Origin of the sequence: Burkholderia aenigmatica (genome assembly GCF_048627025.1) — a bacterium.
GTDB classification, from domain to species: Bacteria; Pseudomonadota; Gammaproteobacteria; order Burkholderiales; family Burkholderiaceae; genus Burkholderia; species Burkholderia aenigmatica.
In genome coordinates this window covers 316,915-343,644 of the sequence record NZ_CP184468.1, presented here as the reverse complement: position 1 = coordinate 343,644, position 26,730 = coordinate 316,915, and the positions used below count along the sequence as shown (strand labels likewise).

The following is a 26,730-nucleotide window of genomic DNA, read 5'->3' as shown; positions in this document are numbered from 1 at the left end:
ATTCCTTCCTTAGAACTTGAGCCCAGCTTCGCGAGCTGCCTCAGCCAGCGCCTTGACGCGGCCGTGGTAGCGGAAGCCCGAGCGGTCGAAGGCGACGGATTCGATGCCGGCAGCCTTTGCCTTCTCGGCAATACGCTTGCCGATCAGCGTCGCGGCATTAACGTTGCCGCCCTTGCCCGACTTGTCGGCCAGTTCAGCGCGCACTTCAGCTTCGAGCGTCGACGCGCTGGCGAGCACCTTGGTGCCGCAGGGCGAGAACACTTGAGCGTAGATGTGCGTGTTCGTGCGATGCACGGCGAGACGCGCGACCTGCAGCTCAGCGATCTTGATACGCGTCTGGCGAGCGCGGCGCAGGCGAGATTGAGTCTTATCCATGATTGCGCACCCTTACTTCTTCTTCGTTTCTTTGAGGATCACAACCTCGTCGGAATAGCGCACGCCCTTGCCCTTGTACGGCTCCGGCGGACGGTAACCGCGAACTTCCGCAGCTACTTGACCGACTTGTTGCTTGTTGATCCCCTTGATCACGATTTCGGTTTGCGTCGGGGTTTCTGCCTTGACGCCTTCCGGCATCTGGTGCACCACGGGGTGCGAGAAACCCAGCGACAGGTTCAGCTTGTCGCCTTGCGCTTGCGCACGATAACCGACGCCAACCAGCGTCAGCTTGCGCTCGAAACCCTTGGTCACGCCGTGCACGGCATTCGCGATAATCGCGCGCATCGTGCCCGACAGTGCATTTGCTTCGCGGCTTTCGTCCACCGGCGACAGGTTCAGCGTGCCGTCGTTGTTCGCCACGTTCACGAGCGGATTGATCGCTTGCGTGATGGTGCCCAGCGGGCCCTTGACGGTGATTGCACCGTCGGCCAGCTTGACTTCCGCGCCTTGCAGCGCGATCGGGCTCTTACCTACTCGAGACATGTTTCTCTCTCCTCGGCTTTAAGCGACGTAGCAGATGACTTCGCCGCCGACGCCGGTAGCGCGCGCCTTGCGGTCGGTCATCACGCCCTTCGGCGTCGACACGATTGCCACACCGAGGCCATTCATGACCTGCGGAATGTCGTTACGGCCGCGGTACACGCGCAGGCCAGGCTTCGACACGCGTTCGATGCGTTCGATAACCGGACGGCCAGCGTAGTACTTCAGCGCGATATTCAGTTCGGACTTCGCACCTTCCGCCTTCACGGCGAAATCGTCGATATAGCCTTCGTCTTTCAGGACTTGCGCGATTGCAACCTTGACTTTCGACGAGGGCATCGACACCGATACCTTCTCGACCATCTGCCCGTTGCGGATGCGAGTCAGCATATCGGCGATAGGATCACTCATGCTCATTTACGTTTCTCCTATTACCAGCTCGCCTTGGTCAGGCCAGGAATCTCGCCACGGAATGCGATTTCACGAATCTTGTTACGCGCGAGGCCGAATTTACGGAACGTGCCACGCGGACGGCCCGTGATCGCGCAGCGGTTACGCTGGCGGGTCGGGTTTGCGTTGCGGGGCAGTTGCTGCAGCTCCAGGCGTGCTTCGTAGCGCTCTTCTTCCGACTTGCTTTGGTCTTCGACGATCGCCTTCAGCGCATCGCGCTTTGCTGCGAACTTCGCGACCAGGCGGGCGCGCTTCTTTTCACGTTCGATCAGTGCCAGTTTAGCCACGGTAACCTCAGTTTCTGAACGGGAACTTGAAGCTGGCGAGCAGAGCCTTTGCTTCGTCGTCAGTCTTCGCAGTCGTCGTGATGCTGATGTTCAGCCCACGCAGTGCGTCGATCTTGTCGTAGTCGATTTCGGGGAAAATGATCTGCTCTTTCACACCGATGTTGTAGTTGCCACGGCCATCGAAAGCACGACCCGACACGCCGCGGAAGTCACGCACGCGGGGCAGGGCAACCGTCACGAAACGGTCGAGGAATTCGTACATCGCTTGGCCACGCAGCGTCACCATCGCGCCGATCGGGTAACCCTGGCGGATCTTGAAGCCTGCGATTGCCTTGCGTGCCTTCGTGACGACCGGCTTCTGACCAGCGATCTTCGTGAGGTCGCCAACGGCGTTCTCGATGATCTTCTTGTCAGCGATCGCTTCGCCAAGACCCATGTTCAGCGTGATCTTGGTGATGCGCGGCACTTCCATGACCGACTTGTAACCGAACTTCTCGATCAGGCCGGGCACAACCTTTTCTTTGTAAAACTCTTGAAAACGAGCCATTTTTTACTCCGCTGCGTCAGGCGCTCAGTACGGCACCGGTCGTCTTCAGGAAGCGAACCTTCTTGCCTTCCTCGACCTTGATGCCAACACGCGACGCCTTGCCATTCGCGTCGACCAGTGCGACGTTCGAAATATGCAGGGGCATCGTCTTCGCTTCCACGCCGCCCGTCGTACCCTTCATCGGGTTCGGCTTCACATGCTTCTTGACGAGGTTGATACCTTCAACCGTCACATGTTCTGCACCGACAGCCAGCACGACGCCGCGCTTGCCCTTGTCTTTGCCAGTGACGACGATGACTTCGTCACCTTTGCGAATCTTGTTCATCGCGACTCCTTACAGCACTTCCGGCGCCAGCGAAACGATCTTCATGAATCGTTCGCTACGCAGCTCACGCGTGACCGGCCCGAAGATACGGGTGCCGATCGGCTCGAGCTTGTTATTCAAAAGCACAGCGGCGTTGCCGTCGAACTTGATCAGCGAGCCGTCTTGACGGCGCACGCCCTTGGCGGTGCGGACCACCACGGCGTTGTAAATTTCGCCTTTCTTCACGCGCCCGCGCGGCGTTGCCTCTTTGACGCTCACCTTGATGATGTCGCCAATGCCGGCGTAACGACGCTTCGAGCCGCCGAGCACCTTGATGCACAGAACTTCACGTGCACCCGTGTTGTCGGCTACTTCGAGCCGAGATTCGGTCTGGATCATGGTTTGTCTTTCCCAACTTAATCCGGATGCACCACCATGATGCATTCGGTCAGTCTTGGTCCCGTCAGCCAATCGGCTGCTTGGGTTGGAACAGCAGCGACGGCAAACGAAACCCGCCATCGCAATTCGGTGAATCTTTCGGACAGGCAGGCGCCAGTCCGCTTCCCCCACCAACTTCGCCCGCGACGGGGCTCCCATAAAGAGGGAAGACCAGGATTATAACAAATAATCCTGGTCACGCAAGCAAAAACTTTGCGATTTCAAGCACTTCGCGGAGAAGTGCTTGTTACTGCCTACTACGCTGCCCGCTTAGATGACGCGAGCGGCTTCGACGAGGCGCGACACCGTCCAGGCCTTCGTCTTCGACAGAGGACGAGTTTCCTGGATTTCAACGAGGTCACCCTCGTTGTAGGTGTTCGCTTCATCGTGCGCGTGGTACTTCTTCGAGCGCACGACGTACTTGCCGTAGATCGGATGCTTGACGCGGTGCTCGATCAGCACGGTGACGGTCTTGTCCATCTTGTTGCTGACGACCCGACCGACCAGCGTCCGCTTCAGCGAGGTTTTCACGCTATCGTTCATTTCTGGTTCGCCTTCTGAGTCATGACGGTCCGCACACGTGCGATGTCGCGACGAACCTTCTTCAGCTGGCTCGTGTTCGTGAGCTGCTGGGTCGCGAGTTGCATGCGCAGGCCGAATTGCGCCTTCAGCAGGTCCGCCAGCTCCTTGTTGAGCGCGGCCTGGTCTTTCTGGAGAAGTTCGGAAGCCTTCATATTTTCTCCTTAGGCGCCGAGCTGGCGCACGATGAATGCCGTCTTCAGCGGCAGCTTGGCTGCAGCCAGACGGAACGCTTCGCGTGCCAGTTCTTCGGTTACGCCGTCCATTTCATAGAGCATCTTGCCCGGCTGAATCTCGGCGACGTAGTACTCCGGGTTACCCTTACCGTTACCCATACGCACTTCGGCCGGCTTCTGCGAAATCGGCTTGTCCGGGAAGATCCGGATCCAGATGCGGCCGCCACGCTTGATGTGACGCGTCATTGCACGACGCGCCGCTTCAATCTGGCGTGCGGTCAAACGACCGCGACCGATAGCCTTCAGGCCGAAGTCACCGAACGACACTGCGTTGCCGCGCGTCGCCTTGCCGGTGTTACGACCCTTCTGCTCTTTACGATACTTCCTGCGTTTCGGTTGCAGCATCGTTATTCTCCAGTCTTGCCGTCTTCGGGCTTGCCGGCGCCACGGCGCGGTGCGCCACGGCGAGCACCCGGAGCGCCGCCTTCGCCGTCACGGCGCGGACGACGGTCGCCCGGACGCGCATTGCGACGCGGACGCTTGTCTTCGGCTACTTCTTCCACCACCGGTGCGTCGTTGCGGCCGAGCGTGTCGCCCTTGTAAACCCATACCTTGACGCCGATGATCCCGTAGGTCGTCTTCGCTTCCGAGGTCGCGTAGTCGATATCGGCACGCAGCGTGTGAAGGGGCACGCGACCTTCGCGATACCACTCCGTACGAGCGATTTCGATACCGTTCAGACGGCCCGCGCTCATGATCTTGATGCCTTGAGCACCCAGACGCATCGCGTTCTGCATCGCACGCTTCATCGCGCGGCGGAACATGATCCGGCGCTCGAGCTGTTGCGTGATCGAGTCAGCGATCAGCTGAGCATCGGTTTCCGGCTTGCGGATTTCTTCGATGTTGACGTGAACCGGAACGCCCATGCGGCGTTGCAGTTCCGTCTTCAGCTGCTCGATATCCTCGCCCTTCTTGCCGATGACCACACCCGGACGCGAGCTGTAAATCGTGATGCGCGCGTTCTTCGCCGGACGCTCGATGACGACCCGACCGACCGAAGCGTTCTTCAGCTTCTTCTTCAGGTATTCACGAACACCGATGTCTTCCTGCAGCATCGCCGCGAAATTGTTGTTGTTCGCGTACCAACGCGAAGCCCAATTGCGGCTGACAGCCAGGCGGAAGCCAGTCGGATGAATTTTCTGTCCCATCGTATGGCTCCTTAATTCCCGACCGTCACAGTGATGTGACAGGATTGCTTCTCGATGCGGTTACCGCGGCCCTTGGCGCGCGCGGTGAAACGCTTGAGCGATGCAGCCTTGTCGACGTAGATGCTCTTGATCTTGAGCTCGTCGATATCGGCGCCTTCGTTGTGCTCCGCATTCGCGATTGCCGACAGCACAACCTTCTTCACGATGCCAGCCGCTTTCTTCGGCGAGAACGTCAGAACGTTCAGCGCCTTGTCGACCGGCAAACCGCGGATCTGGTCAGCCACAAGGCGCGTTTTTTGCGCCGAGATGCGGGCACCGCGATGAATTGCTTTCACTTCCATCTTGATTGCCCCTTATTTCTTGGCCTTCTTGTCGGCTGCGTGACCCTTGAACGTACGGGTCAGTGCGAACTCGCCAAGCTTGTGGCCGACCATGTTTTCCGAGATGTACACCGGAACGTGTTGACGGCCGTTGTGAACAGCGATCGTCAGGCCGATGAAATCCGGCAGAATCGTCGAGCGACGCGACCAGGTCTTGATCGGCTTTTTGTCGCGCGAAGCTGCAGCCGCCTCAACTTTCTTCAGCAAATGGGCGTCGCAGAACGGACCTTTTTTAACAGAACGTGCCATTGCCTACTCCTTAACGCTTGTGACGGCGCTGGACGATCATCGTCGTCGTGCGCTTGTTGCTACGGGTGCGATAACCCTTAGCCGGCGTACCCCACGGGCTAACCGGATCGCGACCTGCAGCCGTCTTGCCCTCACCACCACCGTGCGGGTGATCAACCGGGTTCATCGCAACGCCACGCACCGTCGGGCGGATACCGCGCCAGCGGTTCGCGCCAGCCTTGCCGATCTGGCGCAGGCTATGCTCTTCGTTGCCGACTTCACCGATCGTTGCACGGCACTCGATGTGCACGCGGCGGATTTCGCCCGAACGCAGACGAACCTGCGCGTAGACGCCTTCACGTGCGAGCAGCATGGCCGACGTACCAGCCGAACGCGCCATTTGCGCGCCCTTGCCCGGCAGCATCTCGATGCAGTGGATCGTCGTACCGACCGGAATGTTGCGGATCGGCAGCGTGTTGCCTGCACGGATCGGCGCTTCCGAACCCGACATCAGCTGTTGGCCGACGGTCAGGCCCTTCGGGGCGATGATGTAGCGACGTTCGCCGTCTGCGTAGAGCACCAGCGCGATGTTCGCGCTACGGTTCGGGTCGTACTCGAGACGCTCGACCTTTGCCGGGATGCCATCCTTCGTGCGACGGAAATCGACGATACGATAGTGTTGCTTGTGACCACCACCCTTGTGACGCGTGGTGATACGGCCGTTGTTGTTACGGCCGGCGGTCGAGCTCTGCGAGTCGAGCAGTGCCGCGAACGGCTTGCCCTGGTGCAGATTCTTGTTGACCACCTTGACCATCGCGCGGCGACCCGGCGATGTCGGCTTAACTTTAACGATTGCCATGATTACTTGGCCTCCGCTTCAAAGTTGATTTCCTGGCCGGGCTTCAGGCAAACGTACGCCTTCTTCACGTCCTTGCGGCGGCCCATCGAACGGCCAAAGCGCTTCTGCTTGCCCTTCTGAACCAGCACGTTGACGGAATCAACTTCAACCTTGAACAGCAGCTCGACCGCTGCCTTCACTTCCTGCTTCGTGGCATCCGGTGCGACTTCGAACACGACTTGCTCGTTCTTGTCGGCAACCAGCGTCGCCTTTTCCGAGATGACCGGCGCGAGCAGGACCTGCATCAAACGATGATCGTTCTTGCGAATCTCGCTCATGACAGCAACTCCTCGATCTGGGCGACCGCAGCCTTCGTGACCAGCACTTTCTTGAAGTAGATCAGCGACAGCGGGTCAGCGTAGCGCGGCTCGACAATCGCCACGTGCGGCAGGTTGCGCGAAGCCAGGTACAGGTTCTCGTCGACCGTATCCGTAATGATCAGCACGGAGTCGAGACCCATGGTCTTGAATTTTTCGGCCAGCAGCTTGGTCTTCGGCGCTTCGAGGATGATGTCCTCGACGACCGACAGACGGCCTTCACGGGCCAGCTGCGAGAAGATCGAGCAGAGACCTGCGCGATGCATCTTCTTGTTGACCTTGTGCGAGAAGTTTTCTTCCGGCGAATTCGGGAAGATACGACCACCGCCACGCCACAACGGGCTCGACGACATACCGGCACGAGCACGGCCCGTACCCTTCTGGCGCCACGGCTTCTTCGTCGTGTGCTTGACTTGCTCACGGTCCTTCTGTGCGCGGTTACCCTGGCGAGCATTCGCCTGGTAAGCGACGACGACCTGGTGGATCAGCGCTTCGTTGTAGTCACGACCGAACACGACGTCCGATGCGTTGACCACTGCACCTTCCTGACCATTTTCGTTCAGGAGCTTGAGTTCCATTATTTCGCCCCCTTGGTCTTGACGGCCGGCGTCACGAAGACTTTGCCGCCCTTCGCGCCCGGAATCGCACCCTTCACGAGCAGCAGCTTGCGCTCTGCGTCGATACGAGCGATTTCGAGGTTCTGCACCGTCACCGTCACGTCACCCATGTGACCCGTCATGCGTTTACCCGGGAAAACACGACCCGGATCCTGCGCCATACCGATCGAGCCCGGCACGTTGTGCGAGCGCGAGTTACCGTGCGTAGCACGGCCGGAGGAGAAGTTGTAACGCTTGATCGTACCGGCGTAGCCCTTACCGATCGACACGCCTTGCACGTCGACCTTCTGGCCCACTTCGAAAAGATCTGCACCGACCACGGCGCCATTCGACAGCTCAGCTGCCTTGGCCGCGTCAATGCGGAATTCCTTGAGGATTTCACCGGCTTCGACACCGGCTTTGGCGAGATGACCTGCCAGCGGCTTCGTCACGCGCGAGGCACGACGGGAGCCGAATGCAACCTGCACGGCCGTGTAGCCGTCGGTTTCAACAGTCTTGATCTGCGTCACGCGGTTGTCCGACACGTCCAGCACGGTGACGGGAATCGAATCCCCTTCCGCCGTGAAGATACGGGTCATGCCAACCTTGCGACCTACGAGTCCAAGGCTCATCATTTTCTCCATTCCCGACTGCGATTGGTCGGGGCTGATTTACAAAATGCCGGGCACGCAAGGCCCAACTTTTTTTCGCGAATACACGAAAAGCCAAGCATTATAGCCCGACCTCGCGTTTTCCGCAAGCAATCAAAGACTTAGCGCCGCCCGGCAAGCCGATCGGCGCTGGAAGCCTTATTGCAGCTTGATTTCCACGTCGACGCCAGCCGGCAGGTCGAGCTTCATCAGCGCGTCAACCGTCTTGTCGGTCGGATCGACGATGTCCATCAGGCGCTGGTGGGTACGGATTTCGAGCTGATCGCGCGACGTCTTGTTGACGTGCGGCGAACGCAGGATGTCAAAACGCTGAATGCGCGTCGGCAGCGGCACCGGGCCACGGACGATTGCGCCAGTCCGCTTCGCGGTATCGACGATCTCGGCAGCCGATTGATCGATCAGACGATAGTCGAAAGCCTTCAGGCGAATGCGGATTTTCTGTTGCTGCATGACGATTCCTTGAAAAGAGCGAGGCGATGTTGCATCGCCGAACACTAAAAGAACGCGAAACATGACGCCTGCGGGGAGCGAGACACCACGTTCCGAACGGTACTTCCACTGCTAAGCCCGCGATTCTACACGAAATTCTGGAGCGATGGTGCGAGTTTCTCGCCCCACGCAACGGCGCGCCGGAAAAACAAAACCGGGTGCCAGCGCAAGCTGGACACCCGGTTTCGACGGTACAACTGCATACCGCGGAATCGCGGACCCCGTCGGGATCCGCGGATCGTCGATATTACTCGATGATCTTGGCGACGACGCCGGCGCCGACCGTACGGCCGCCTTCGCGGATTGCGAAGCGCAGACCTTCTTCCATCGCGATCGGAGCGATCAGCTTCACCGTGATCGACACGTTGTCGCCCGGCATCACCATTTCCTTGTCCTTCGGCAGCTCGATCGAGCCCGTCACGTCCGTCGTACGGAAGTAGAACTGCGGACGGTAGTTGTTGAAGAACGGCGTGTGACGGCCGCCTTCGTCCTTGCTCAGCACGTACACTTCAGCCGTGAAGTGCGTGTGCGGCGTGATCGAACCCGGCTTCGCCAGAACCTGGCCACGCTCCACGTCTTCACGCTTCGTGCCGCGCAGCAGGATACCAACGTTGTCGCCTGCTTGACCTTGGTCCAGCAGCTTGCGGAACATTTCAACGCCCGTGCAGGTCGTCTTCACCGTCGGCTTGATACCGACGATTTCGATTTCTTCGCCGACCTTCACGATGCCGCGCTCAACGCGACCCGTCACAACCGTACCACGGCCCGAGATCGAGAACACGTCTTCCACCGGCATCAGGAACGCGCCGTCAACTGCACGCTCCGGCGTCGGGATGTACGTGTCCAGCGCGTCGGCCAGGCTCATGATCGCCACTTCGCCCAGCTCGCCCGTGTCGCCTTCCAGCGCCAGCTTTGCCGAACCCTTCACGATCGGCGTGTCGTCGCCCGGGAAGTCGTACTTCGACAGGAGTTCGCGAACTTCCATCTCGACCAGCTCGAGCAGTTCAGCGTCGTCCACCATGTCGCACTTGTTCAGGAACACGATGATGTACGGAACGCCAACCTGACGTGCCAGCAGGATGTGCTCACGGGTCTGCGGCATCGGGCCGTCAGCTGCCGAGCAAACCAGGATCGCGCCGTCCATCTGCGCTGCGCCCGTGATCATGTTCTTCACATAGTCAGCGTGGCCCGGGCAGTCGACGTGTGCGTAGTGGCGGTTAGCCGTTTCGTACTCGACGTGTGCCGTGTTGATCGTGATGCCGCGCGCCTTTTCTTCCGGTGCCGCGTCGATCTGGTCGTATGCCTTCGCTTCGCCGCCGAACTTCTTCGTCAGAACCGTCGTGATCGCTGCCGTCAGCGTCGTCTTGCCGTGGTCAACGTGACCAATCGTACCAACGTTCACGTGCGGCTTGGTCCGCTCGAATTTACCTTTTGCCATGATTCTCTTCTTTCAAAAATAATCGATTGTGATAACGAATTACTTCGTCTTCGCGCTGATGATCGCTTCTGCAACGTTCTTCGGAGCTTCAGCGTAGTGCTTGAATTCCATCGTGTACGTTGCGCGACCCTGCGTCAGCGAACGCAGCGACGTCGAGTAGCCGAACATTTCCGACAGCGGCACTTCGGCGCGCACGATCTTGCCGCCGCCCACCATGTCGTCCATGCCCTGGATGATGCCGCGACGACCCGACAGGTCGCCCATCACGTTACCCATGAAGTCTTCCGGCGTTTCCACTTCCACGGCCATCATCGGCTCGAGCAGAACCGGATCCGCACGACGCATCGCTTCCTTGAACGCCATCGAACCAGCCATGCGGAACGCATTTTCGTTCGAGTCGACGTCGTGGTACGAACCGAACGTCAGCGTGACCTTCACGTCGACAACCGGGAAGCCTGCCAGCACACCGCTCTTCAGCGTTTCCTGGATACCCTTGTCAACCGACGGGATGTATTCACGCGGAATCACGCCGCCCTTGATCGCGTCGACGAACTCGTAGCCCTTGCCCAGTTCGCTGCGCTCGAGCGTAATGACCGCATGGCCGTACTGACCACGACCACCCGACTGCTTGACGAACTTGCCTTCGACGTCCGCGGCCGACTTGCGAATGGTTTCGCGGTACGCCACCTGCGGCTTGCCGACGGTCGCTTCCACGCCGAATTCGCGCTTCATCCGGTCGACCAGAATTTCGAGGTGGAGCTCGCCCATGCCCGAAATGATGGTTTGACCCGATTCTTCGTCGGTCTGCACGCGGAACGACGGATCTTCCTGAGCGAGACGGTTGAGCGCCAGGCCCATCTTTTCCTGGTCAGCCTTCGTCTTCGGCTCGACGGCCTGCGAAATCACCGGCTCCGGGAAAATCATGCGTTCGAGCACGATCGGATGTGCCGGATCGCACAGCGTGTCGCCCGTGGTCGCTTCCTTCAGGCCGACCGCAGCAGCGATGTCGCCTGCGCGAACTTCCTTGATTTCTTCGCGCTGGTTCGCGTGCATCTGCAGAATACGGCCGAGACGTTCCTTCTTGTCCTTGGTCGCATTGAGCAGCGTGTCGCCCGAATTGACGACGCCCGAGTAGACGCGGAAGAAGATCAGCTGGCCGACGAACGGGTCGGTCATGATCTTGAACGCGAGTGCCGAGAACTTCTCGTCGTCGGACGCACGGCGCTCCGTCTTCTCGCCATTTTCGAGTTCACCCGTAACCGGCGGGATGTCGACCGGCGACGGCAGGAAATCGATCACGGCGTCGAGCATACGCTGCACGCCCTTGTTCTTGAACGCGGTACCGCACAGCATCGGCTGGATTTCGCACGCGATCGTACGGTCACGCAGACCCTTCACGATCTCGGCTTCGGACAGCTCGCCCGCTTCGAGGTACTTGTTCATCAGGTCTTCGTTCGACTCGGCAGCCGCTTCGACCATCTTTTCGCGCCATTCATTGCACGTGTCGACGAGTTCAGCCGGGATGTCCACGTAGTCGAACTTGGTACCTTGCGATGCCTCGTCCCAAATGATCGCCTTCATCTTGATCAGGTCGACGACACCCTTGAAGCCTTCTTCCGCGCCGATCGGCACCACGACCGGAACCGGGTTCGCCTTCAGGCGCAGACGGAGCTGGTCGTAGACCTTGAAGAAGTTCGCGCCGGTACGGTCCATCTTGTTGACGAACGCGAGACGCGGCACCTTGTACTTGTTCGCCTGGCGCCACACCGTTTCCGACTGCGGCTGCACGCCGCCCACTGCGCAGTACACCATGCACGCGCCGTCGAGCACGCGCATCGAGCGCTCGACTTCAATCGTGAAGTCGACGTGGCCCGGGGTGTCGATGATGTTGATGCGGTGTTCCGGATAGTTGCCGCCCATGCCCTTCCAGAAGGCCGTGGTAGCAGCGGACGTGATCGTGATGCCACGCTCCTGTTCCTGCTCCATCCAGTCCATCGTGGCTGCGCCGTCGTGGACTTCACCGATCTTGTGGTTCACACCGGTGTAAAACAGAATGCGCTCGGTCGTCGTCGTTTTGCCGGCGTCGATGTGAGCGCTAATACCGATATTGCGGTAGCGCTCGATAGGAGTCTTGCGAGCCACTTTGATCCTCTACTGGGATGACGCGATGCAGCGCCGCTGCATCGTGCTTCAACACAAACGGGCGAGGCGCCTGAAAAGCGCACCCGCCCGGAATTTATTTCCGCTAAAAGCCCAGCCAGGCGCTTAGAAACGGAAATGCGAGAACGCGCGGTTGGCTTCTGCCATGCGGTGAACTTCGTCGCGCTTCTTCATCGCGCCGCCACGGCCTTCGGCCGCTTCGGAGAGTTCACCTGCCAGGCGCAGGGCCATCGACTTCTCGCTACGCTTCTTCGCAGCCTCACGCAGCCAGCGCATCGCCAATGCCATACGACGCGACGGGCGCACTTCGACCGGAACTTGATAGTTGGCACCACCAACGCGACGGCTCTTCACTTCGACCACCGGCTTGACGTTGTTGAGCGCAACCGTGAACACTTCCAGCGGGTCCTTGCCACCCTTGGTCTGGATTTGTTCGAATGCGCCATAAACGATGCGCTCTGCGACCGACTTCTTGCCGGACAGCATCAGCATGTTCATGAACTTGGCTACATCAACGTTACCGAACTTCGGATCCGGCAACACTTCCCGCTTGGGGACTTCGCGACGACGCGGCATGATTCTTCCTTTACTTGTTCAGTTGGAGCTGGTTCCAGCTCCGCGGCCACCAACAAACCCGATCACATCTTCACGACTAACCAGCTTGGCCGGGTGACCACTTACTCGACAGCACCGGCAATCCGGCACTCCCGCCTTGACCGCCCTGCGGCGATCCCTGATCAAAAACTGCTTACTTGGCAGCCTTTGCACGCTTCGCGCCGTACTTCGAGCGCGCTTGCTTACGGTCCTTGACGCCCTGGGTATCCAGCGAGCCGCGAACCATGTGGTAACGCACACCCGGCAAGTCCTTCACACGGCCGCCGCGGATCAGCACAACCGAGTGTTCCTGCAGGTTGTGGCCTTCACCGCCGATGTACGAAATCACTTCGAAGCCGTTCGTCAGACGAACCTTGGCGACCTTACGGAGTGCCGAGTTCGGCTTCTTCGGCGTCGTCGTGTACACACGGGTGCACACGCCGCGACGCTGGGGGCAGTCCTGCAGGGCCGGGCTCTTGCTCTTCGTCGTTTCCGACTGACGGCCTTTGCGAACCAGTTGGTTGATGGTTGGCATTGTTTATTCCTGAAATTGAACAAAATCTGCGCATCGATTTCGGGCAAAGCGAGAATCGGCGCACAGTTGACTTCCGAACCGGCGAAACGGGGCGAACTTTCGAACGCAACTCGGCCCACCGAATACCGGAACCCAGCATCATATTCCGGAAATACCAACTAAGTCAACGGCTTGCGTGATTCGCCAGCCGGACGTGTGGTTTACCGGAAGGGTCGGAACGCCTGTGTCAGGCCGACTCGACGACGTCGATGATCTCGTCGCCGAAGCGCTCCAGCTTGCGCACGCCCATGCCGGGGATATGGCGCAGGTCGTCGATCGACTCTGGCGCGTTGCGTGCGATCTCGGCGAGCGTCGCGTCGTGGAAGATCACGTAGGCCGGCACGCCGTCCGTCTTCGCCGTTTCCGCACGCCATGCGCGCAGCGCATCCCACCGTGCGCGCTCACGCGTGCCCATGCCGGCCGTCGGATCGACGCGCGTACCGCTGCGGCTCGACGACTGGCGCGTACGCTGCGGCTTCACGTAGCGGCGCAGCGTGACCTTCTCCTCGTTCTTCAGCACGGGCTTCGCGGCCTCGGTCAGCACGAGCGCGCCGAAGCCGCCATGATCGACGGCCAGGTAGCCGTACGCGACGAGCTGACGGAAAATCGCGCGCCACTCCGGCTCCGACAGCGACGCGCCGATGCCGAACGTCGTGAGCTGGTCGTGGCCGCGCTGCAACACCTTCTCGGTGCGCCCGCCGCGCAGGATCTCGATCAGGTGACTCGAGCCGAAATTGAAGCCGCTCGCGCGCTGCGCGCGGAACACGCATGACAGCGCCATCTGCGCCTCACGCGTGGCATCCCACGAAGCGGGCGGCTCGAGGCACGTGTCGCAGTTGCCGCACGGCTTGCTCTCCTCGCCGAAGTAGTTCAGCAACCGCACGCGGCGGCACGAGATCGTCTCGCACAGCCCGAGCAGCGCGTCGAGCTTCGACGTCTGGACGCGCTTGTGTGCGTCGTCCGCATCGGACTCGTCGATCATCTTGCGCTGCTGGACGACGTCGCCGAGACCGTACGCCATCCACGCATTCGCGGGCATCCCGTCGCGGCCGGCGCGGCCCGTTTCCTGGTAGTACCCTTCGACGCTCTTCGGCAGATCCAGGTGTGCGACGAAGCGCACGTCCGGTTTGTCGATGCCCATGCCGAACGCAATCGTCGCGCACATCACGATGCCTTCCTCGCGCTGGAACATTTCCTGGTGCTTCTGCCGCACCTCGAACTCCATCCCTGCGTGATACGGCAGCGCACGCACGCCCTGCGCCTTCAGCCACTCGGCCGTTTCCTCGACCTTGCGGCGCGACAGGCAATAGACGACGCCCGCATCCGTCGTACCGTCGGCATTCGTGTGTTCGGCGCGGATGAAATCGAGCAACTGCGAACGCGCGTTGTCCTTTTCGACGATCCGGTAGCGGATGTTCGGGCGATCGAAGCTCGACACGAACACGCGCGCGTCGTCGAGCGCGAGACGGTGGATGATCTCGTCGCGCGTGATGGCATCGGCCGTGGCGGTCAGCGCGACGCGCGGCACCGACGGGAACCGCTCGTGCAGCACCGACAGCTGGATGTATTCCGGACGGAAATCGTGCCCCCATTGCGACACGCAATGCGCCTCGTCGATCGCGAACAGGCCGATCTTCGCGCGCTCGAGCAGGTCGAGGAAGCGCCCCGTCATCAGCCGTTCCGGCGCGACGTACAGCAGGTCGATTTCGCCTTCGCGCAACGCGCGCTCGGTCGCCGCGGCCTCGGCACCCGACAGCGTCGAATTCAGGTACGCCGCGCGCACGCCGACTTCGCTGAGTGCGGCGACCTGATCCTGCATCAGCGCGATCAGCGGCGACACGACGATGCCCGCACCCTGCCCCGCCTCGCGGCGCAGCAGCGCCGGAATCTGGTAGCACAGCGACTTGCCGCCGCCGGTCGGCATCAGCACGAGGCAATCGCCACCGCCGGCGACGTGTTCGACGATCTCGCCCTGCTGGCCGCGAAATGCGGGGTAACCAAATACTTCGTCGAGGATTTCGAGGGCGCGGGACATGAATGAGGGCAGAGACGGCTAAACGATGACCGCAATTTTAACAACCCGCTCGCGCGACGCGTGGCGAATCGTGCAGTTTTGGCCGGTTGGCCAGGGTTCGTTCGCGCGCATGACGGGCCTGCCAGGGCCGCGTTGCGAGTGATTGCGACGGCTGCGGCGGCACCTGCAGGCAGGCGGCGCCTGGCTCGCAAGCAACCGCCGGCGGCACGGCACAAGTCCGTCATGCGCGAGAACGACAGATGAAAAAAAACCGCCCGGCAGAACCGGGCGGTTTCGATGACAGCGATGACAGCAAGGCAAGGCGGCTCGCGCCGCCCGCGCTTACTCGGCTGCCGGGTGTTGCTGCGGCTCTTCTGCCGGCGCGCTCGGCGTGCCGAAGTCGAATGCCTCTTCCGCTGCGATCTGGTCGAAACGCTCGCGATCCGACGATTCCTTCGCCTTGCGTGCCTTGTGGAACGCGAGACCCGTACCGGCCGGAATCAGACGGCCGACGATCACGTTTTCCTTCAGGCCACGCAGATCGTCGCGCTTGCCCATGATCGCCGCTTCGGTCAGCACGCGGGTCGTTTCCTGGAACGATGCCGCGGAGATGAACGAGTCGGTCGACAGCGATGCCTTCGTGATACCGAGCAGCACGTTGTCGTACGAAGCCGGACGCTTGTCCTCGGCGATCATGCGATCGTTCTCGTCCAGCATGTCGGAACGCTCGACCTGTTCGCCCGGGATGAAGCGCGTATCGCCGTTGTCGGTGATCTGCACACGACGCAGCATCTGGCGAACGATCACCTCGATGTGCTTGTCGTTGATCTTCACGCCCTGCAGACGATACACGTCCTGCACTTCGTCGACGATGTAGCGCGACAGCGCCTCGATACCCTGCAGACGCAGGATGTCGTGCGGATCGGCCGGACCGTCCACGATCATTTCGCCCTTGTTGACGACCTGAGCATCGTGAACCAGAACCTGCTTTTCCTTCGCGATCAGGAACTCGTGCTGGTTGCCCTCGAGATCCGTGATGACGAGACGCTGCTTGCCCTTCGTGTCCTTACCGAACGACGTCGTACCGGTGACTTCCGCGAGAATGCCGGCATCCTTCGGCGAACGCGCTTCGAACAGTTCCGCCACCCGCGGCAGACCGCCGGTAATGTCACGCGTCTTCTGCGCTTCCGTCGGGATACGTGCGAGCACTTCACCGACCTGCACTTGCTGACCGTCCTTCACGGTGATCAGTGCGCCGACCTGGAAGCCGATCTGCACCGCATGCTCCGTGCCCGGGATCTTCACTTCGTCGCCGTTCGCGTCGAGCAGCTTCACCTGCGGACGCACGCTCTTCGAAGCCTGCGAACCGCGGCGCTTCACGTCGATCACGACCAGGGTCGACAGACCGGTCACGTCGTCGATCTGCTTCGCGACGGTCACGCCTTCCTCGACGTTCTCGAACTTCACCGTACCACCGTACTCGGTGATGATCGGACGCGTCATCGGATCCCACGTCGCGAGCTGCGTGCCGGCCTTGATGGTCACGCCATCAAGCTGCAGCAGCGTTGCGCCGTACGGCACTTTGTGACGCTCGCGCTCGCGGCCGAAGTCGTCGGTGATCAGCGCTTCGCCCGAACGCGAAATGACGATCTGCTCGCCCTTCGCGTTGGTGACGTAACGCATCGTCGCCGTGAAGCGGACGATACCGTTGCTCTTCGCTTCGACCGACGAAGCCACTGCCGCACGCGATGCCGCACCACCGATGTGGAACGTACGCATCGTCAGCTGCGTGCCCGGCTCACCGATCGACTGTGCCGCGATCACGCCGACTGCTTCGCCGACGTTCACGAGCGAGCCGCGGCCGAGGTCACGGCCGTAGCAGGCTGCGCACAGGCCGTAACGCGTTTCGCAGGTCAGCGGCGTGCGCACGCGCACTTCGTCGATGCCGAGGCGTTCGATTTCCTCGACCGCCGTTTCGTCGAGCAGCATGCCCGATTCGTACACCGTTTCCTGCGTTTCCGGGTTCACGACGTCCGCGACCGCAACGCGGCCGAGGATACGGTCACGCAGCGCTTCGACGACTTCACCGCCTTCGACGAGTGCCTTCATCGCCACGCCGTTCGACGTGCCGCAATCGTCTTCCACCACGACCAGATCCTGCGTGACGTCGACGAGACGACGCGTCAGGTAACCCGAGTTCGCGGTCTTCAGTGCCGTATCAGCCAGACCCTTACGTGCACCGTGGGTCGAGATGAAGTACTGCAACACGTTCAGACCTTCGCGGAAGTTCGCGGTAATCGGCGTCTCGATAATCGAGCCGTCCGGCTTCGCCATCAGGCCACGCATACCGGCCAGCTGACGAATCTGCACCGCCGAACCCCGGGCGCCCGAGTCGGCCATCATGTAGATCGAGTTGAACGACTCCTGGCGGGTGGCGTTGCCGTCGCGGTCCGTCACCGGCTCCGTCGACAGCTGCTCCATCATCGCCTTGCCGACCGCTTCCGACGTTGCCGACCAGATGTCGACCACGTTGTTGTAGCGTTCCTGCGCGGTGACGAGACCCGACATGTACTGGCGGTCGTACTCCTTCACCTTCTTCGCGGCGTCGCCGACGATCGTTTCCTTCTGCGGCGGCACGAGCATGTCGTCCACGCAGATCGAGATGCCGGCGCGCGTCGCGAGACGGAAACCCGACTGCATCAGCTGATCGGCGAACACCACCGTCGCGCGCAGACCGCACTTGCGGAACGCCGTGTTGATCAGGCGCGAGATTTCCTTCTTCTTCAGCGGCTTGTTCAGCACCGAGAACGGCAGGCCGTGCGGCAGGATCTCCGACAGGATCGCGCGACCGACGGTCGTCGCGTACAGCGAGATCTTCGGCACGAATTGCGGCGCGCCTTCCGACGTGTCTTCGTTGTGGACCATTTCGGTGATCCGCACGTTGACGCGCGATGCCAGCTCGACTTCCTTGTTCTCGTACGCGCGGAGCACTTCCGACACGCCGGTGAACGACAGGCCTTCGCCCTTCGCATTGACCGCTTCGCGGGTCGCGTAGTACAGACCCAGCACGATATCCTGCGACGGCACGATCGACGGATCGCCGTTGGCCGGGAACAGCACGTTGTTCGACGCCAGCATCAGCGTGCGCGCTTCCATCTGCGCTTCGAGCGACAGCGGCACGTGAACAGCCATCTGGTCACCGTCGAAGTCGGCGTTGAACGCCGCGCAGACGAGCGGGTGCAGCTGGATTGCCTTACCTTCGATCAGCACCGGCTCGAACGCCTGGATACCGAGACGGTGCAGCGTCGGCGCACGGTTCAGCATCACCGGGTGCTCGCGGATCACCTCTTCGAGGATGTCCCACACCACCGGCGTCTGGTTCTCGACTTCCTTCTTCGCAGCCTTGATGGTCGTCGCGACGCCCATCACTTCCAGCTTGTTGAAGATGAACGGCTTGAACAGCTCGAGCGCCATCAGCTTCGGCAGACCGCACTGGTGCAGCTTCAGCGTCGGGCCGACCACGATGACCGAACGGCCCGAGTAGTCGACGCGCTTGCCCAGCAGGTTCTGACGGAAACGACCGCCCTTACCCTTGATCATGTCGGCGAGCGACTTCAGCGGACGCTTGTTCGCGCCCGTCATCGCCTTGCCGCGACGACCGTTGTCGAGCAGCGAGTCGACGGCTTCCTGCAGCATCCGCTTTTCGTTGCGGACGATGATTTCAGGAGCCTTCAGCTCGAGCAGACGCTTCAACCGGTTGTTACGGTTGATCACGCGGCGATACAGGTCGTTCAGGTCCGACGTCGCGAAACGGCCGCCGTCCAGCGGCACGAGCGGACGCAGTTCCGGCGGCAGCACCGGCAGCACTTCGAGGATCATCCACTCGGGCTTGATGCCCGAGCGCTGGAATGCCTCGAGGACCTTCAGGCGCTTCGCGTACTTCTTGATCTTCGCTTCCGAACCGGTGTTCTTCAGCTCGGTGCGCAGCGTCTCGACCTGCTCGTCGATGTTGATCGCGCGCAGCAGTTCACGCACGCCTTCCGCGCCCATTTCGGCACGGAATTCGTCGCCGTATTCCTCGACCTTGTTGTAGTAATCCTCTTCGGTCATGATCTGCCGCGCCTTCAGCGGCGTCATGCCCGGTTCGATCACCACGTAGGCTTCGAAGTACAGCACGCGTTCGATGTCGCGCAGCGTCATGTCGAGCACCATGCCCAGACGCGACGGCAGCGATTTCAGGAACCAGATGTGAGCGACCGGCGAGGCCAGCTCGATGTGGCCCATGCGTTCGCGACGCACCTTCGCCAGCGTCACTTCGACGCCGCACTTCTCGCAGATCACGCCGCGGTGCTTCAGACGCTTGTACTTGCCGCACAGGCACTCGTAGTCCTTGATCGGCCCGAAGATCTTCGCGCAGAAGAGACCATCGCGTTCCGGCTTGAACGTACGGTAGTTGATGGTCTCCGGCTTCTTCACTTCACCGAACGACCACGAACGGATCTTGTCCGGCGAGGCCAGACCGATCTTGATCGCGTCGAAAACTTCTTCCTGTTGGACTTGCTTGAATAGATCGAGCAGAGCTTTCATTGCTTTCTCTCCGTAGTCCGATTAATTGCGGTCGAGATCGATATCGATACCGAGCGAGCGGATTTCCTTCACGAGCACGTTGAAGGATTCCGGCATGCCTGCATCGATCACGTGATCGCCCTTGACCAGGTTCTCATAGACCTTGGTCCGGCCGTTCACGTCGTCCGACTTCACCGTCAGCATTTCCTGCAGCACGTAGGACGCGCCGTACGCTTCGAGTGCCCACACTTCCATTTCACCGAAACGCTGGCCACCGAACTGCGCCTTACCACCCAGCGGCTGCTGCGTGACGAGCGAGTACGGGCCGGTCGAACGCGCGTGCATCTTGTCGTCGACCAAGTGGTGCAGCTTCAGGTAGTGCATGTAGCCGAGCGTCACGCGACGTTCGAACATTTCACCCGTGCGGCCGTCGTACAGACGGACCTGGTTCTTCGACGGGTTCATGCCGAGCTGTTCAGCGATGTCGTCCGGGAACGCGAGGTCGAGCATCTTGCCCATTTCTTCCTCGGTCGCACCGTCAAACACCGGCGTTGCGAACGGCACGCCTTCGCGCAGGTTCTTCGCGAGTTCGAGGATCTCTTCGTCGGTGAAGCTTTCCAGATCTTCCTGGCGGCCCGAGTCGTTGTAGATCTTCGTGAGGAACACGCGCATTTCCTCGATCTTCGCCTGACGCTGCAGCATTTCGCCGATACGCCAGCCGAGGCCCTTCGCGGCCCAGCCGAGGTGCACTTCCAGAACCTGACCCACGTTCATCCGCGACGGAACGCCCAGCGGGTTCAGCACGACGTCTGCCGGACGGCCATCGGCCATGTACGGCATGTCTTCGATCGGGACGATCTTCGACACGACACCCTTGTTACCGTGACGGCCTGCCATCTTGTCGCCAGGCTGCAGGCGACGCTTGACCGCGAGGTACACCTTGACCATCTTCAGCACGCCCGGCGGCAGTTCGTCGCCTTGCGTGAGCTTCTTGCGCTTCTCTTCGAACGCGAGGTCGAACTGGTGACGCTTTTCTTCGATCGAGTTCTTGATCGCTTCGAGCTGCGCCGCTGCTTCGTCGTCCGCGAGGCGGATGTCGAACCAGTGGTAGTGGTCGAGGTCTTCCAGGTAAGCCTGGTCGATCTTCGTGCCCTTCGCGAGCTTCTTCGGACCGCCGTTCGCGACCTTCCCCACGAGCATGCGTGCGAGACGCTGGAACGCGTCGCCTTCCACGATGCGCAGCTGGTCGTTCAGGTCGAGACGGTAGCGCTTCAGTTCGTCGTCGATGATCTGTTGCGCACGCTTGTCGCGCTGGATGCCTTCACGCGTGAACACCTGGACGTCGATCACGGTGCCGCTCATGCCCGACGGCACGCGCAGCGACGTGTCCTTCACGTCCGAAGCCTTCTCGCCGAAGATCGCGCGCAGCAGCTTCTCTTCCGGCGTCAGCTGGGTCTCGCCCTTCGGCGTGACCTTGCCGACCATCACGTCGCCCGCTTCGACTTCCGCACCGATGTACACGATGCCCGATTCGTCGAGACGGCCGAGCTGGACTTCCGCCAGGTTCGAGATGTCGCGCGTGATTTCTTCCGGCCCGAGCTTCGTGTCGCGTGCAACGACGTTCAGCTCTTCGATGTGGATCGACGTGTAGCGATCGTCCGCAACGACCTTCTCCGAGATCAGGATCGAATCCTCGAAGTTGTAGCCGTTCCACGGCATGAACGCGATCAGCATGTTCTGGCCGAGCGCGAGCTCGCCCAGGTCCGTCGAGGCGCCGTCGGCCAGCACGTCGCCGCGCGAGACCTTGTCGCCCATCTTCACGATCGGACGCTGGTTGATGTTCGTGTTCTGGTTCGAACGCGTGTACTTGATCAGGTTGTAGATGTCGACACCGACTTCACCTGCGACTGCTTCGTCGTCGTTCACGCGAATCACGATACGGCCTGCGTCGACATAGTCGACGACGCCGCCACGGAACGCCTGAACCGTCGTACCCGAGTCGACCGCACAGGTGCGCTCGATGCCCGTACCGACGACCGGCTTTTCCGGACGCAGACACGGCACGGCCTGACGCTGCATGTTCGAACCCATCAGTGCACGGTTCGCGTCATCGTGTTCAAGGAACGGAATCAGCGAAGCTGCCACCGACACGATCTGCGACGGCGCAACGTCCATGTACTGGATGCGGTCCGGCGTGACCATCATCGTTTCGCCGGCTTCACGCGACGACACGAGTTCGTCGATCAGCTGGCCGTTCTCGTCGATCGCGGCGTTTGCCTGCGCGATCATGTAGCGGCCTTCTTCGATCGCCGACAGGTAGTCGATCTGGTCGGTCACCTTGCTGTCCACGACCTTGCGGTACGGCGTCTCGAGGAAGCCATACTCGTTCAGGTGCGCATACAGTGCGAGCGAGTTGATCAGACCGATGTTCGGACCTTCCGGCGTTTCGATCGGGCACACGCGGCCATAGTGGGTCGGGTGCACGTCGCGAACTTCAAAGCCTGCGCGCTCGCGCGTCAGACCGCCCGGGCCCAGTGCGGAAACACGGCGCTTGTGCGTGATTTCCGACAGCGGGTTGGTCTGGTCCATAAACTGCGACAGCTGCGACGAACCGAAGAACTCGCGGATCGCCGACGAAATCGGCTTCGAGTTGATCAGGTCGTGCGGCATCAGGTTTTCGCTTTCGGCCTGGCCGAGGCGTTCCTTGACCGCGCGTTCGACACGCACGAGACCCGCGCGGAACTGGTTTTCCGCCAGTTCGCCGACGCAACGCACACGACGGTTGCCGAGGTGGTCGATGTCGTCCACTTCGCCCTTGCCGTTGCGCAGCTCGACGAGGATCTTGATCGTCGCGAGGATGTCGTCGTCCTGCAGCGTCATCGGGCCGGTGATCTCGTCACGGCTGACGCGGCGGTTGAACTTCATACGGCCGACCTTCGACAGGTCGTACGCTTCTTCGCTGTAGAACAGACGGTTGAACAGTGCCTCGACCGCTTCTTCGGTCGGCGGCTCGCCCGGACGCATCATGCGGTAGATCGCGATGCGTGCGGCCGTCTTGTCGGTCGTTTCGTCGACGCGCAGCGTCGACGAGATGTACGGGCCCTGGTCCAGGTCGTTCGTGTAGAGCGTCTGGATGTCCTTGATGCCCGCTTCGCGCAGCTTCTCGAGCACGCTTTCCGTGACTTCGTCGTTCGCGCTCGCGATCACTTCGCCGGTATCGCCGTCGACGACGTTCTTCGCCAGCACGCGACCGAGCAGATAGTCTTCCGGCACCGAGATGAACTTGGTCTTCGCGGCTTCGAGGTCGCGAATGTGCTTCGCGTTGATCCGCTTGTCCTTCTGGACGATGACCTTGCCATCACGATCCGTGATGTCGAAACGTGCGACTTCACCACGCAGGCGCTCGGGCACGAACTCGAGTTGCGCGCCTTCGTCCATCAGCGTGAAGTTGTCGAACACGAAGAAGTTCGCGAGGATCTGTTCCGGCGTGAGGCCGATGGCCTTCAGCAGGATCGTGACCGGCATCTTGCGGCGACGGTCGACGCGGAAGTACAGGATGTCCTTCGGGTCGAATTCGAAGTCGAGCCACGAGCCACGGTACGGAATGATCCGTGCCGAGAACAGCAGCTTGCCCGAGCTGTGCGTCTTGCCCTTGTCGTGTTCGAAGAACACGCCCGGCGAACGGTGCAGCTGCGAGACGATGACACGCTCGGTGCCGTTGATGACGAACGAGCCCGTCGGCGTCATGAGCGGCATTTCGCCCATGTACACTTCCTGCTCTTTCACTTCCTTGACGACCGGCTTGTTCGGCGATTCCTTGTCGAGGATGACAAGGCGGACCTTCGCGCGCAGCGCGGAGCAGTACGTCAGGCCACGCTGCTGGCATTCCTTGATGTTGAATGCCGGCGCGGACAACGCATAGCTCACGAACTCGAGGCGCGCGAAACCGTTGTGCGAAACAATGGGAAATACCGACGTGAACGCGGCCTGCAAACCTTCAGGCTTGCGTTGCGTGGCCGGCACATCGGCTTGCAGAAACGTGCTGAATGATTCAAGCTGGGTAGCCAGCAAGAAAGGAACTTGGTGAACGATGGGGCGCTTCGCGAAACTCTTGCGAATGCGCTTCTTCTCGGTGAAGGAATATTGCATACGATCTCCGAATCACGGCGGGTGCTATCGAGGCGGAATACCTCGACGTTTCAAACCCGAGTGTTCACCGACTGAGACCCGATGGCCGTCCGACGGCTTGAACGAGCCGAGAAGCTTGGTGGTTGGCCGCTACCAACCGCTGGCTGACGGCAGCGGATGCCTGTGTTGCCCGCTACCCGACCAAACTTGCCTTCTGCAGTCGCTTCAGAAGACAAAGAGAACCGCCATTCGTGATCAATGACAACGATCAGGCGGTTTTCTTTGGCTTCTGGGGTCGATTATTCGGGCTCCCGAATGAGTGCCAGAATAACGTCCCCACAAAGCACAAAAAGGCCGGCGGTGTAAATACCGCCAGCCTTCGCACAGCGCGCCGAAACTTACTTGACTTCGACCTTCGCGCCTGCGTCTTCCAGCTTCTTCTTGGCTTCTTCAGCAGCAGCCTTGTCGACGCCTTCCTTGACAGCCTTCGGTGCGCCGTCAACGACGTCCTTCGCTTCCTTCAGGCCCAGGCCCGTCAGTTCGCGAACTGCCTTGATGACTGCAACCTTGTTGCTGCCTGCTTCAGCCAGAACGACCGTGAATTCGGTCTTCTCTTCTGCTGCAGCAGCTGCGCCGCCGCCTGCCGGGCCAGCGACTGCCACTGCAGCTGCCGACACGCCAAACTTCTCTTCGAATGCCTTGACCAGTTCGTTCAGTTCCAGAACGGTCATCCCTTCGACTGCTGCCAGGATGTCTTCTTTTGCGATTGCCATTTGAAATACTCCTAAATTGAATTCGGATACAGCCAGCGATCAATGAGGCTGATGCACGTTCGATTACGCAGCTTCCGCTTGCTTCTTCTCGGCCAGCGCGGCCAGAGCACGCGCGAAGCCCGAAACAGGCGATTGCATAACGAACAGCAGCTTCGAGAGCAGTTCTTCGCGGCTCGGGATGCTTGCCAGCGCTTGCACGCCAGCCTTGTCCATCACCTTGCCATCGAACGAACCAGCCTTGATGACCAACTTGTCATTGCTCTTGCTGAAGTCGTTGACGACCTTAGCAGCAGCAATTGCATCTTCCGAGATGCCGTAGATCAACGGGCCAGTCATCTGCTCTGCCAGCGGAGCAAACGGCGTACCTTCAACAGCGCGACGCGCCAGCGTGTTCTTCAACACGCGCAGGTAAACCTGTTGCTCACGCGCTTTCGCGCGCAGCTTGGTCAGATCGCCAACCGCAATTCCACGATACTCAGCCAGCACAACGGTCTGGGCCTTCGCGACTTGCGCGGAAACCTCAGCGACGACGGCTTGCTTGTCTTCTCTATTAAGCGGCACGGTTAGCCTCCAGAAACGATACGCTCGGCACGAAACCTCACGTACCTCGTTCAACAACGGCGTCCGACCTCGTTAGGAGTATTTCCACCTCACGCCGGGAATCGCTTCACGGCCTGCGGCTTCACCACTGCAAAACTTTTTCGGGTTCGCCATCTGCGTTGGCTTGAATTAAGGGATCACCTGACTGCTGCGCCCCACCAACGGTCTTTGATAACCGGTTGTTCGCCCTGCTGCACGAACAACCGCCCAAAGCCCATGTAGGCCGCTTCGCGAACGAAGCGGCCCGAATACTTGCTTACTGTGCTGCCAGCGTAGCCTGGTCGACACGCACGCCAACGCCCATCGTGCTCGACAGTGCGATCTTGCGCAGGTAGACGCCCTTGCTCGTTGCCGGCTTAGCCTTCTGCAGCGCTTCGATCAGCGCCGACAGGTTCGAACGCAGTGCGGTCGGTTCGAACGATGCACGGCCGATGGTCGCGTGGATGATACCGGCCTTGTCGACACGGAATTGCACCTGACCAGCCTTCGCGTTCTTGACGGCGGTTGCGACGTCCGGCGTGACCGTACCGACCTTCGGGTTCGGCATCAGGCCGCGCGGGCCGAGGATCTGACCGAGCGTACCGACGATACGCATCGTGTCCGGCGAAGCGATCACGATGTCGAAGTCCATCTGGCCAGCCTTGATCTGCTCTGCCAGGTCTTCCATACCGACGATTTCTGCGCCTGCTGCACGAGCTTGCTCAGCCTTTTCGCCTTGCGCGAACACAGCAACGCGAACCGACTTGCCCGTACCTGCCGGCAGAACGACCGAACCACGAACGACCTGGTCCGACTTCTTCGCATCGATGCCGAGCTGGACTGCGACGTCGATCGACTCGTCGAACTTCGCGCTCGCGCATTCCTTCACGAGGCTCAGTGCGTCTTCGATCGCGTACAGCTTCTGACGATCAACCTTGGCGGCAAATGCCTGACGGCGCTTGGAGATCTTAGCCATTTACACGCCCTCCACAGTGATGCCCATCGAGCGTGCGCTACCAGCGATGGTGCGAACGGCTGCGTCCAGATCAGCTGCCGTAAGGTCCGGCATCTTGGTCTTCGCGATTTCTTCAGCTTGAGCGCGCGTGATCGAACCGACCTTGTCGGTGTGCGGCTTGCTCGAGCCCTTGTCCACCTTCGCCGCCTTCTTGATCAGGACGGTCGCCGGCGGCGTCTTCATCACGAACGTGAAGCTCTTGTCAGCGAATGCCGTGATGACCACCGGCACCGGCAGACCCGGCTCCATGCCTTGAGTCTGCGCGTTGAACGCCTTGCAGAACTCCATGATGTTCAGGCCGCGCTGGCCCAGTGCCGGACCGACCGGCGGCGACGGGTTGGCTTTACCTGCAGGGATCTGCAGCTTGATAAAGCCGATAATCTTCTTTGCCATTTGTGAACCTCAT

The 26,730-nt window shown here is 60.8% G+C and carries 29 protein-coding genes; all 29 read right to left on the bottom strand.

Annotation, left to right across the window (positions count from 1 at the left end; all coding sequences use genetic code 11):
• Positions 1–9 precede the first annotated feature (9 nt).
• Positions 10–375 carry a 50S ribosomal protein L18 gene (gene rplR, locus ACN8ZM_RS01615; RefSeq protein ID WP_006477183.1) on the bottom strand — a complete coding sequence of 122 codons (366 nt, stop codon included), beginning with the start codon at positions 373–375 and terminating at the stop codon, positions 10–12.
• Between the two features lie 12 nt (positions 376–387).
• Positions 388–918, bottom strand: a complete 531-nt coding sequence (gene rplF / locus ACN8ZM_RS01610; protein WP_006758786.1) for a 50S ribosomal protein L6 — start codon at positions 916–918, stop codon at positions 388–390.
• Between the two features lie 18 nt (positions 919–936).
• Entirely contained in the window at positions 937–1,332 is a 396-nt protein-coding gene (gene rpsH, locus ACN8ZM_RS01605; protein ID WP_011350677.1) for a 30S ribosomal protein S8, read from the bottom strand.
• A 14-nt stretch (positions 1,333–1,346) separates the two neighbouring features.
• A complete protein-coding gene (gene rpsN, locus ACN8ZM_RS01600) occupies positions 1,347–1,652 on the bottom strand; it encodes a 30S ribosomal protein S14 (RefSeq protein ID WP_011350676.1) in 306 nt (101 codons plus the stop codon).
• 7 nt (positions 1,653–1,659) lie between these two features.
• The gene (rplE, locus tag ACN8ZM_RS01595) at positions 1,660–2,199 is read right to left on the bottom strand and encodes a 50S ribosomal protein L5 (RefSeq protein ID WP_006477186.1); all 540 of its coding nucleotides are present in this window, start codon (positions 2,197–2,199) and stop codon (positions 1,660–1,662) included.
• Between the two features lie 16 nt (positions 2,200–2,215).
• Positions 2,216–2,524, bottom strand: coding sequence for a 50S ribosomal protein L24 (gene rplX / locus ACN8ZM_RS01590; protein ID WP_006477187.1), 309 nt, complete (start codon positions 2,522–2,524; stop codon positions 2,216–2,218).
• A gap of 9 nt (positions 2,525–2,533) precedes the next feature.
• Positions 2,534–2,902, bottom strand: coding sequence for a 50S ribosomal protein L14 (gene rplN / locus ACN8ZM_RS01585; protein WP_006482918.1), 369 nt, complete (start codon positions 2,900–2,902; stop codon positions 2,534–2,536).
• Positions 2,903–3,211: 309 nt separating this feature from the next.
• The gene (gene rpsQ, locus ACN8ZM_RS01580) at positions 3,212–3,484 is read right to left on the bottom strand and encodes a 30S ribosomal protein S17 (protein WP_043191859.1); all 273 of its coding nucleotides are present in this window, start codon (positions 3,482–3,484) and stop codon (positions 3,212–3,214) included.
• Positions 3,481–3,675, bottom strand: coding sequence for a 50S ribosomal protein L29 (gene rpmC, locus ACN8ZM_RS01575; RefSeq protein ID WP_006400652.1), 195 nt, complete (start codon positions 3,673–3,675; stop codon positions 3,481–3,483). The genes rpsQ and rpmC overlap by 4 nt, the downstream gene beginning before the upstream one ends.
• 9 nt (positions 3,676–3,684) lie before the next feature.
• Positions 3,685–4,101, bottom strand: coding sequence for a 50S ribosomal protein L16 (rplP, locus tag ACN8ZM_RS01570; protein WP_006752927.1), 417 nt, complete (start codon positions 4,099–4,101; stop codon positions 3,685–3,687).
• A 2-nt stretch (positions 4,102–4,103) separates the two neighbouring features.
• Positions 4,104–4,904 carry a 30S ribosomal protein S3 gene (gene rpsC, locus ACN8ZM_RS01565; RefSeq protein WP_006482899.1) on the bottom strand — a complete coding sequence of 267 codons (801 nt, stop codon included), beginning with the start codon at positions 4,902–4,904 and terminating at the stop codon, positions 4,104–4,106.
• A gap of 11 nt (positions 4,905–4,915) precedes the next feature.
• On the bottom strand, positions 4,916–5,245 hold the full coding sequence (rplV, locus tag ACN8ZM_RS01560) for a 50S ribosomal protein L22 (protein ID WP_004199272.1): 330 nt from the start codon (positions 5,243–5,245) through the stop codon (positions 4,916–4,918).
• A gap of 12 nt (positions 5,246–5,257) precedes the next feature.
• Entirely contained in the window at positions 5,258–5,533 is a 276-nt protein-coding gene (gene rpsS, locus ACN8ZM_RS01555; RefSeq protein WP_004199273.1) for a 30S ribosomal protein S19, read from the bottom strand.
• A gap of 10 nt (positions 5,534–5,543) precedes the next feature.
• Positions 5,544–6,371 (bottom strand): 50S ribosomal protein L2, encoded by an 828-nt coding sequence (gene rplB, locus ACN8ZM_RS01550; RefSeq protein ID WP_006482900.1) that lies wholly within the window; start codon positions 6,369–6,371, stop codon positions 5,544–5,546.
• Between the two features lie 2 nt (positions 6,372–6,373).
• On the bottom strand, positions 6,374–6,688 hold the full coding sequence (gene rplW, locus ACN8ZM_RS01545) for a 50S ribosomal protein L23 (protein ID WP_004199275.1): 315 nt from the start codon (positions 6,686–6,688) through the stop codon (positions 6,374–6,376).
• Positions 6,685–7,305 carry a 50S ribosomal protein L4 gene (gene rplD / locus ACN8ZM_RS01540; RefSeq protein WP_011350675.1) on the bottom strand — a complete coding sequence of 207 codons (621 nt, stop codon included), beginning with the start codon at positions 7,303–7,305 and terminating at the stop codon, positions 6,685–6,687. The genes rplW and rplD overlap by 4 nt, the downstream gene beginning before the upstream one ends.
• On the bottom strand, positions 7,305–7,955 hold the full coding sequence (gene rplC / locus ACN8ZM_RS01535; protein ID WP_006482922.1) for a 50S ribosomal protein L3: 651 nt from the start codon (positions 7,953–7,955) through the stop codon (positions 7,305–7,307). The genes rplD and rplC overlap by 1 nt, the downstream gene beginning before the upstream one ends.
• A 177-nt stretch (positions 7,956–8,132) precedes the next feature.
• Positions 8,133–8,444, bottom strand: a complete 312-nt coding sequence (gene rpsJ / locus ACN8ZM_RS01530; RefSeq protein WP_004199280.1) for a 30S ribosomal protein S10 — start codon at positions 8,442–8,444, stop codon at positions 8,133–8,135.
• A 286-nt stretch (positions 8,445–8,730) separates the two neighbouring features.
• Positions 8,731–9,921: an elongation factor Tu gene (gene tuf / locus ACN8ZM_RS01525; protein ID WP_011350666.1), complete on the bottom strand. Its 1,191-nt coding sequence runs from the start codon at positions 9,919–9,921 to the stop codon at positions 8,731–8,733.
• A 39-nt stretch (positions 9,922–9,960) separates the two neighbouring features.
• Complete coding sequence (gene fusA / locus ACN8ZM_RS01520; RefSeq protein ID WP_011350673.1) at positions 9,961–12,063, bottom strand: elongation factor G; 2,103 nt, start codon at positions 12,061–12,063, stop codon at positions 9,961–9,963.
• A gap of 123 nt (positions 12,064–12,186) precedes the next feature.
• Positions 12,187–12,657 (bottom strand): 30S ribosomal protein S7, encoded by a 471-nt coding sequence (gene rpsG, locus ACN8ZM_RS01515; protein WP_006477195.1) that lies wholly within the window; start codon positions 12,655–12,657, stop codon positions 12,187–12,189.
• Between the two features lie 172 nt (positions 12,658–12,829).
• Complete coding sequence (gene rpsL, locus ACN8ZM_RS01510; protein ID WP_006400662.1) at positions 12,830–13,210, bottom strand: 30S ribosomal protein S12; 381 nt, start codon at positions 13,208–13,210, stop codon at positions 12,830–12,832.
• Between the two features lie 226 nt (positions 13,211–13,436).
• Positions 13,437–15,284 (bottom strand): DNA helicase RecQ, encoded by a 1,848-nt coding sequence (recQ, locus tag ACN8ZM_RS01505; RefSeq protein WP_043191862.1) that lies wholly within the window; start codon positions 15,282–15,284, stop codon positions 13,437–13,439.
• A gap of 321 nt (positions 15,285–15,605) precedes the next feature.
• Positions 15,606–19,850, bottom strand: a complete 4,245-nt coding sequence (rpoC, locus tag ACN8ZM_RS01500; protein ID WP_043191865.1) for a DNA-directed RNA polymerase subunit beta' — start codon at positions 19,848–19,850, stop codon at positions 15,606–15,608.
• Positions 19,851–19,871: 21 nt separating this feature from the next.
• Positions 19,872–23,978 (bottom strand): DNA-directed RNA polymerase subunit beta, encoded by a 4,107-nt coding sequence (gene rpoB / locus ACN8ZM_RS01495; RefSeq protein WP_043191867.1) that lies wholly within the window; start codon positions 23,976–23,978, stop codon positions 19,872–19,874.
• A gap of 377 nt (positions 23,979–24,355) precedes the next feature.
• A complete protein-coding gene (gene rplL, locus ACN8ZM_RS01490) occupies positions 24,356–24,730 on the bottom strand; it encodes a 50S ribosomal protein L7/L12 (RefSeq protein ID WP_009687178.1) in 375 nt (124 codons plus the stop codon).
• A gap of 63 nt (positions 24,731–24,793) precedes the next feature.
• Entirely contained in the window at positions 24,794–25,291 is a 498-nt protein-coding gene (rplJ, locus tag ACN8ZM_RS01485) for a 50S ribosomal protein L10 (protein WP_021161756.1), read from the bottom strand.
• A 295-nt stretch (positions 25,292–25,586) separates the two neighbouring features.
• Positions 25,587–26,285: a 50S ribosomal protein L1 gene (gene rplA / locus ACN8ZM_RS01480; RefSeq protein ID WP_006482906.1), complete on the bottom strand. Its 699-nt coding sequence runs from the start codon at positions 26,283–26,285 to the stop codon at positions 25,587–25,589.
• Positions 26,286–26,717, bottom strand: a complete 432-nt coding sequence (rplK, locus tag ACN8ZM_RS01475) for a 50S ribosomal protein L11 (RefSeq protein ID WP_006477201.1) — start codon at positions 26,715–26,717, stop codon at positions 26,286–26,288.
• Between the last annotated feature and the right edge of the window lie 13 nt (positions 26,718–26,730).

What these genes read in the sequence shown, in the direction of transcription:
- rplR (WP_006477183.1), bottom strand. Translation starts at nt 375, where the DNA reads ATGGATAAGACTCAATCTCGCCTGCGCCGCGCTCGCCAGACGCGTATC.
- rplF (WP_006758786.1), bottom strand. Translation starts at nt 918, where the DNA reads ATGTCTCGAGTAGGTAAGAGCCCGATCGCGCTGCAAGGCGCGGAAGTC.
- rpsH (WP_011350677.1), bottom strand. Translation starts at nt 1,332, where the DNA reads ATGAGCATGAGTGATCCTATCGCCGATATGCTGACTCGCATCCGCAAC.
- rplE (WP_006477186.1), bottom strand. Translation starts at nt 2,199, where the DNA reads ATGGCTCGTTTTCAAGAGTTTTACAAAGAAAAGGTTGTGCCCGGCCTG.
- rplX (WP_006477187.1), bottom strand. Translation starts at nt 2,524, where the DNA reads ATGAACAAGATTCGCAAAGGTGACGAAGTCATCGTCGTCACTGGCAAA.
- rplN (WP_006482918.1), bottom strand. Translation starts at nt 2,902, where the DNA reads ATGATCCAGACCGAATCTCGGCTCGAAGTAGCCGACAACACGGGTGCA.
- rpsQ (WP_043191859.1), bottom strand. Translation starts at nt 3,484, where the DNA reads ATGAACGATAGCGTGAAAACCTCGCTGAAGCGGACGCTGGTCGGTCGG.
- rpmC (WP_006400652.1), bottom strand. Translation starts at nt 3,675, where the DNA reads ATGAAGGCTTCCGAACTTCTCCAGAAAGACCAGGCCGCGCTCAACAAG.
- rplP (WP_006752927.1), bottom strand. Translation starts at nt 4,101, where the DNA reads ATGCTGCAACCGAAACGCAGGAAGTATCGTAAAGAGCAGAAGGGTCGT.
- rpsC (WP_006482899.1), bottom strand. Translation starts at nt 4,904, where the DNA reads ATGGGACAGAAAATTCATCCGACTGGCTTCCGCCTGGCTGTCAGCCGC.
- rplV (WP_004199272.1), bottom strand. Translation starts at nt 5,245, where the DNA reads ATGGAAGTGAAAGCAATTCATCGCGGTGCCCGCATCTCGGCGCAAAAA.
- rpsS (WP_004199273.1), bottom strand. Translation starts at nt 5,533, where the DNA reads ATGGCACGTTCTGTTAAAAAAGGTCCGTTCTGCGACGCCCATTTGCTG.
- rplB (WP_006482900.1), bottom strand. Translation starts at nt 6,371, where the DNA reads ATGGCAATCGTTAAAGTTAAGCCGACATCGCCGGGTCGCCGCGCGATG.
- rplW (WP_004199275.1), bottom strand. Translation starts at nt 6,688, where the DNA reads ATGAGCGAGATTCGCAAGAACGATCATCGTTTGATGCAGGTCCTGCTC.
- rplD (WP_011350675.1), bottom strand. Translation starts at nt 7,305, where the DNA reads ATGGAACTCAAGCTCCTGAACGAAAATGGTCAGGAAGGTGCAGTGGTC.
- rplC (WP_006482922.1), bottom strand. Translation starts at nt 7,955, where the DNA reads ATGAGCCTTGGACTCGTAGGTCGCAAGGTTGGCATGACCCGTATCTTC.
- rpsJ (WP_004199280.1), bottom strand. Translation starts at nt 8,444, where the DNA reads ATGCAGCAACAGAAAATCCGCATTCGCCTGAAGGCTTTCGACTATCGT.
- tuf (WP_011350666.1), bottom strand. Translation starts at nt 9,921, where the DNA reads ATGGCAAAAGGTAAATTCGAGCGGACCAAGCCGCACGTGAACGTTGGT.
- rpsG (WP_006477195.1), bottom strand. Translation starts at nt 12,657, where the DNA reads ATGCCGCGTCGTCGCGAAGTCCCCAAGCGGGAAGTGTTGCCGGATCCG.
- rpsL (WP_006400662.1), bottom strand. Translation starts at nt 13,210, where the DNA reads ATGCCAACCATCAACCAACTGGTTCGCAAAGGCCGTCAGTCGGAAACG.
- recQ (WP_043191862.1), bottom strand. Translation starts at nt 15,284, where the DNA reads ATGTCCCGCGCCCTCGAAATCCTCGACGAAGTATTTGGTTACCCCGCA.
- rpoC (WP_043191865.1), bottom strand. Translation starts at nt 19,850, where the DNA reads ATGAAAGCTCTGCTCGATCTATTCAAGCAAGTCCAACAGGAAGAAGTT.
- rpoB (WP_043191867.1), bottom strand. Translation starts at nt 23,978, where the DNA reads ATGCAATATTCCTTCACCGAGAAGAAGCGCATTCGCAAGAGTTTCGCG.
- rplL (WP_009687178.1), bottom strand. Translation starts at nt 24,730, where the DNA reads ATGGCAATCGCAAAAGAAGACATCCTGGCAGCAGTCGAAGGGATGACC.
- rplA (WP_006482906.1), bottom strand. Translation starts at nt 26,285, where the DNA reads ATGGCTAAGATCTCCAAGCGCCGTCAGGCATTTGCCGCCAAGGTTGAT.
- rplK (WP_006477201.1), bottom strand. Translation starts at nt 26,717, where the DNA reads ATGGCAAAGAAGATTATCGGCTTTATCAAGCTGCAGATCCCTGCAGGT.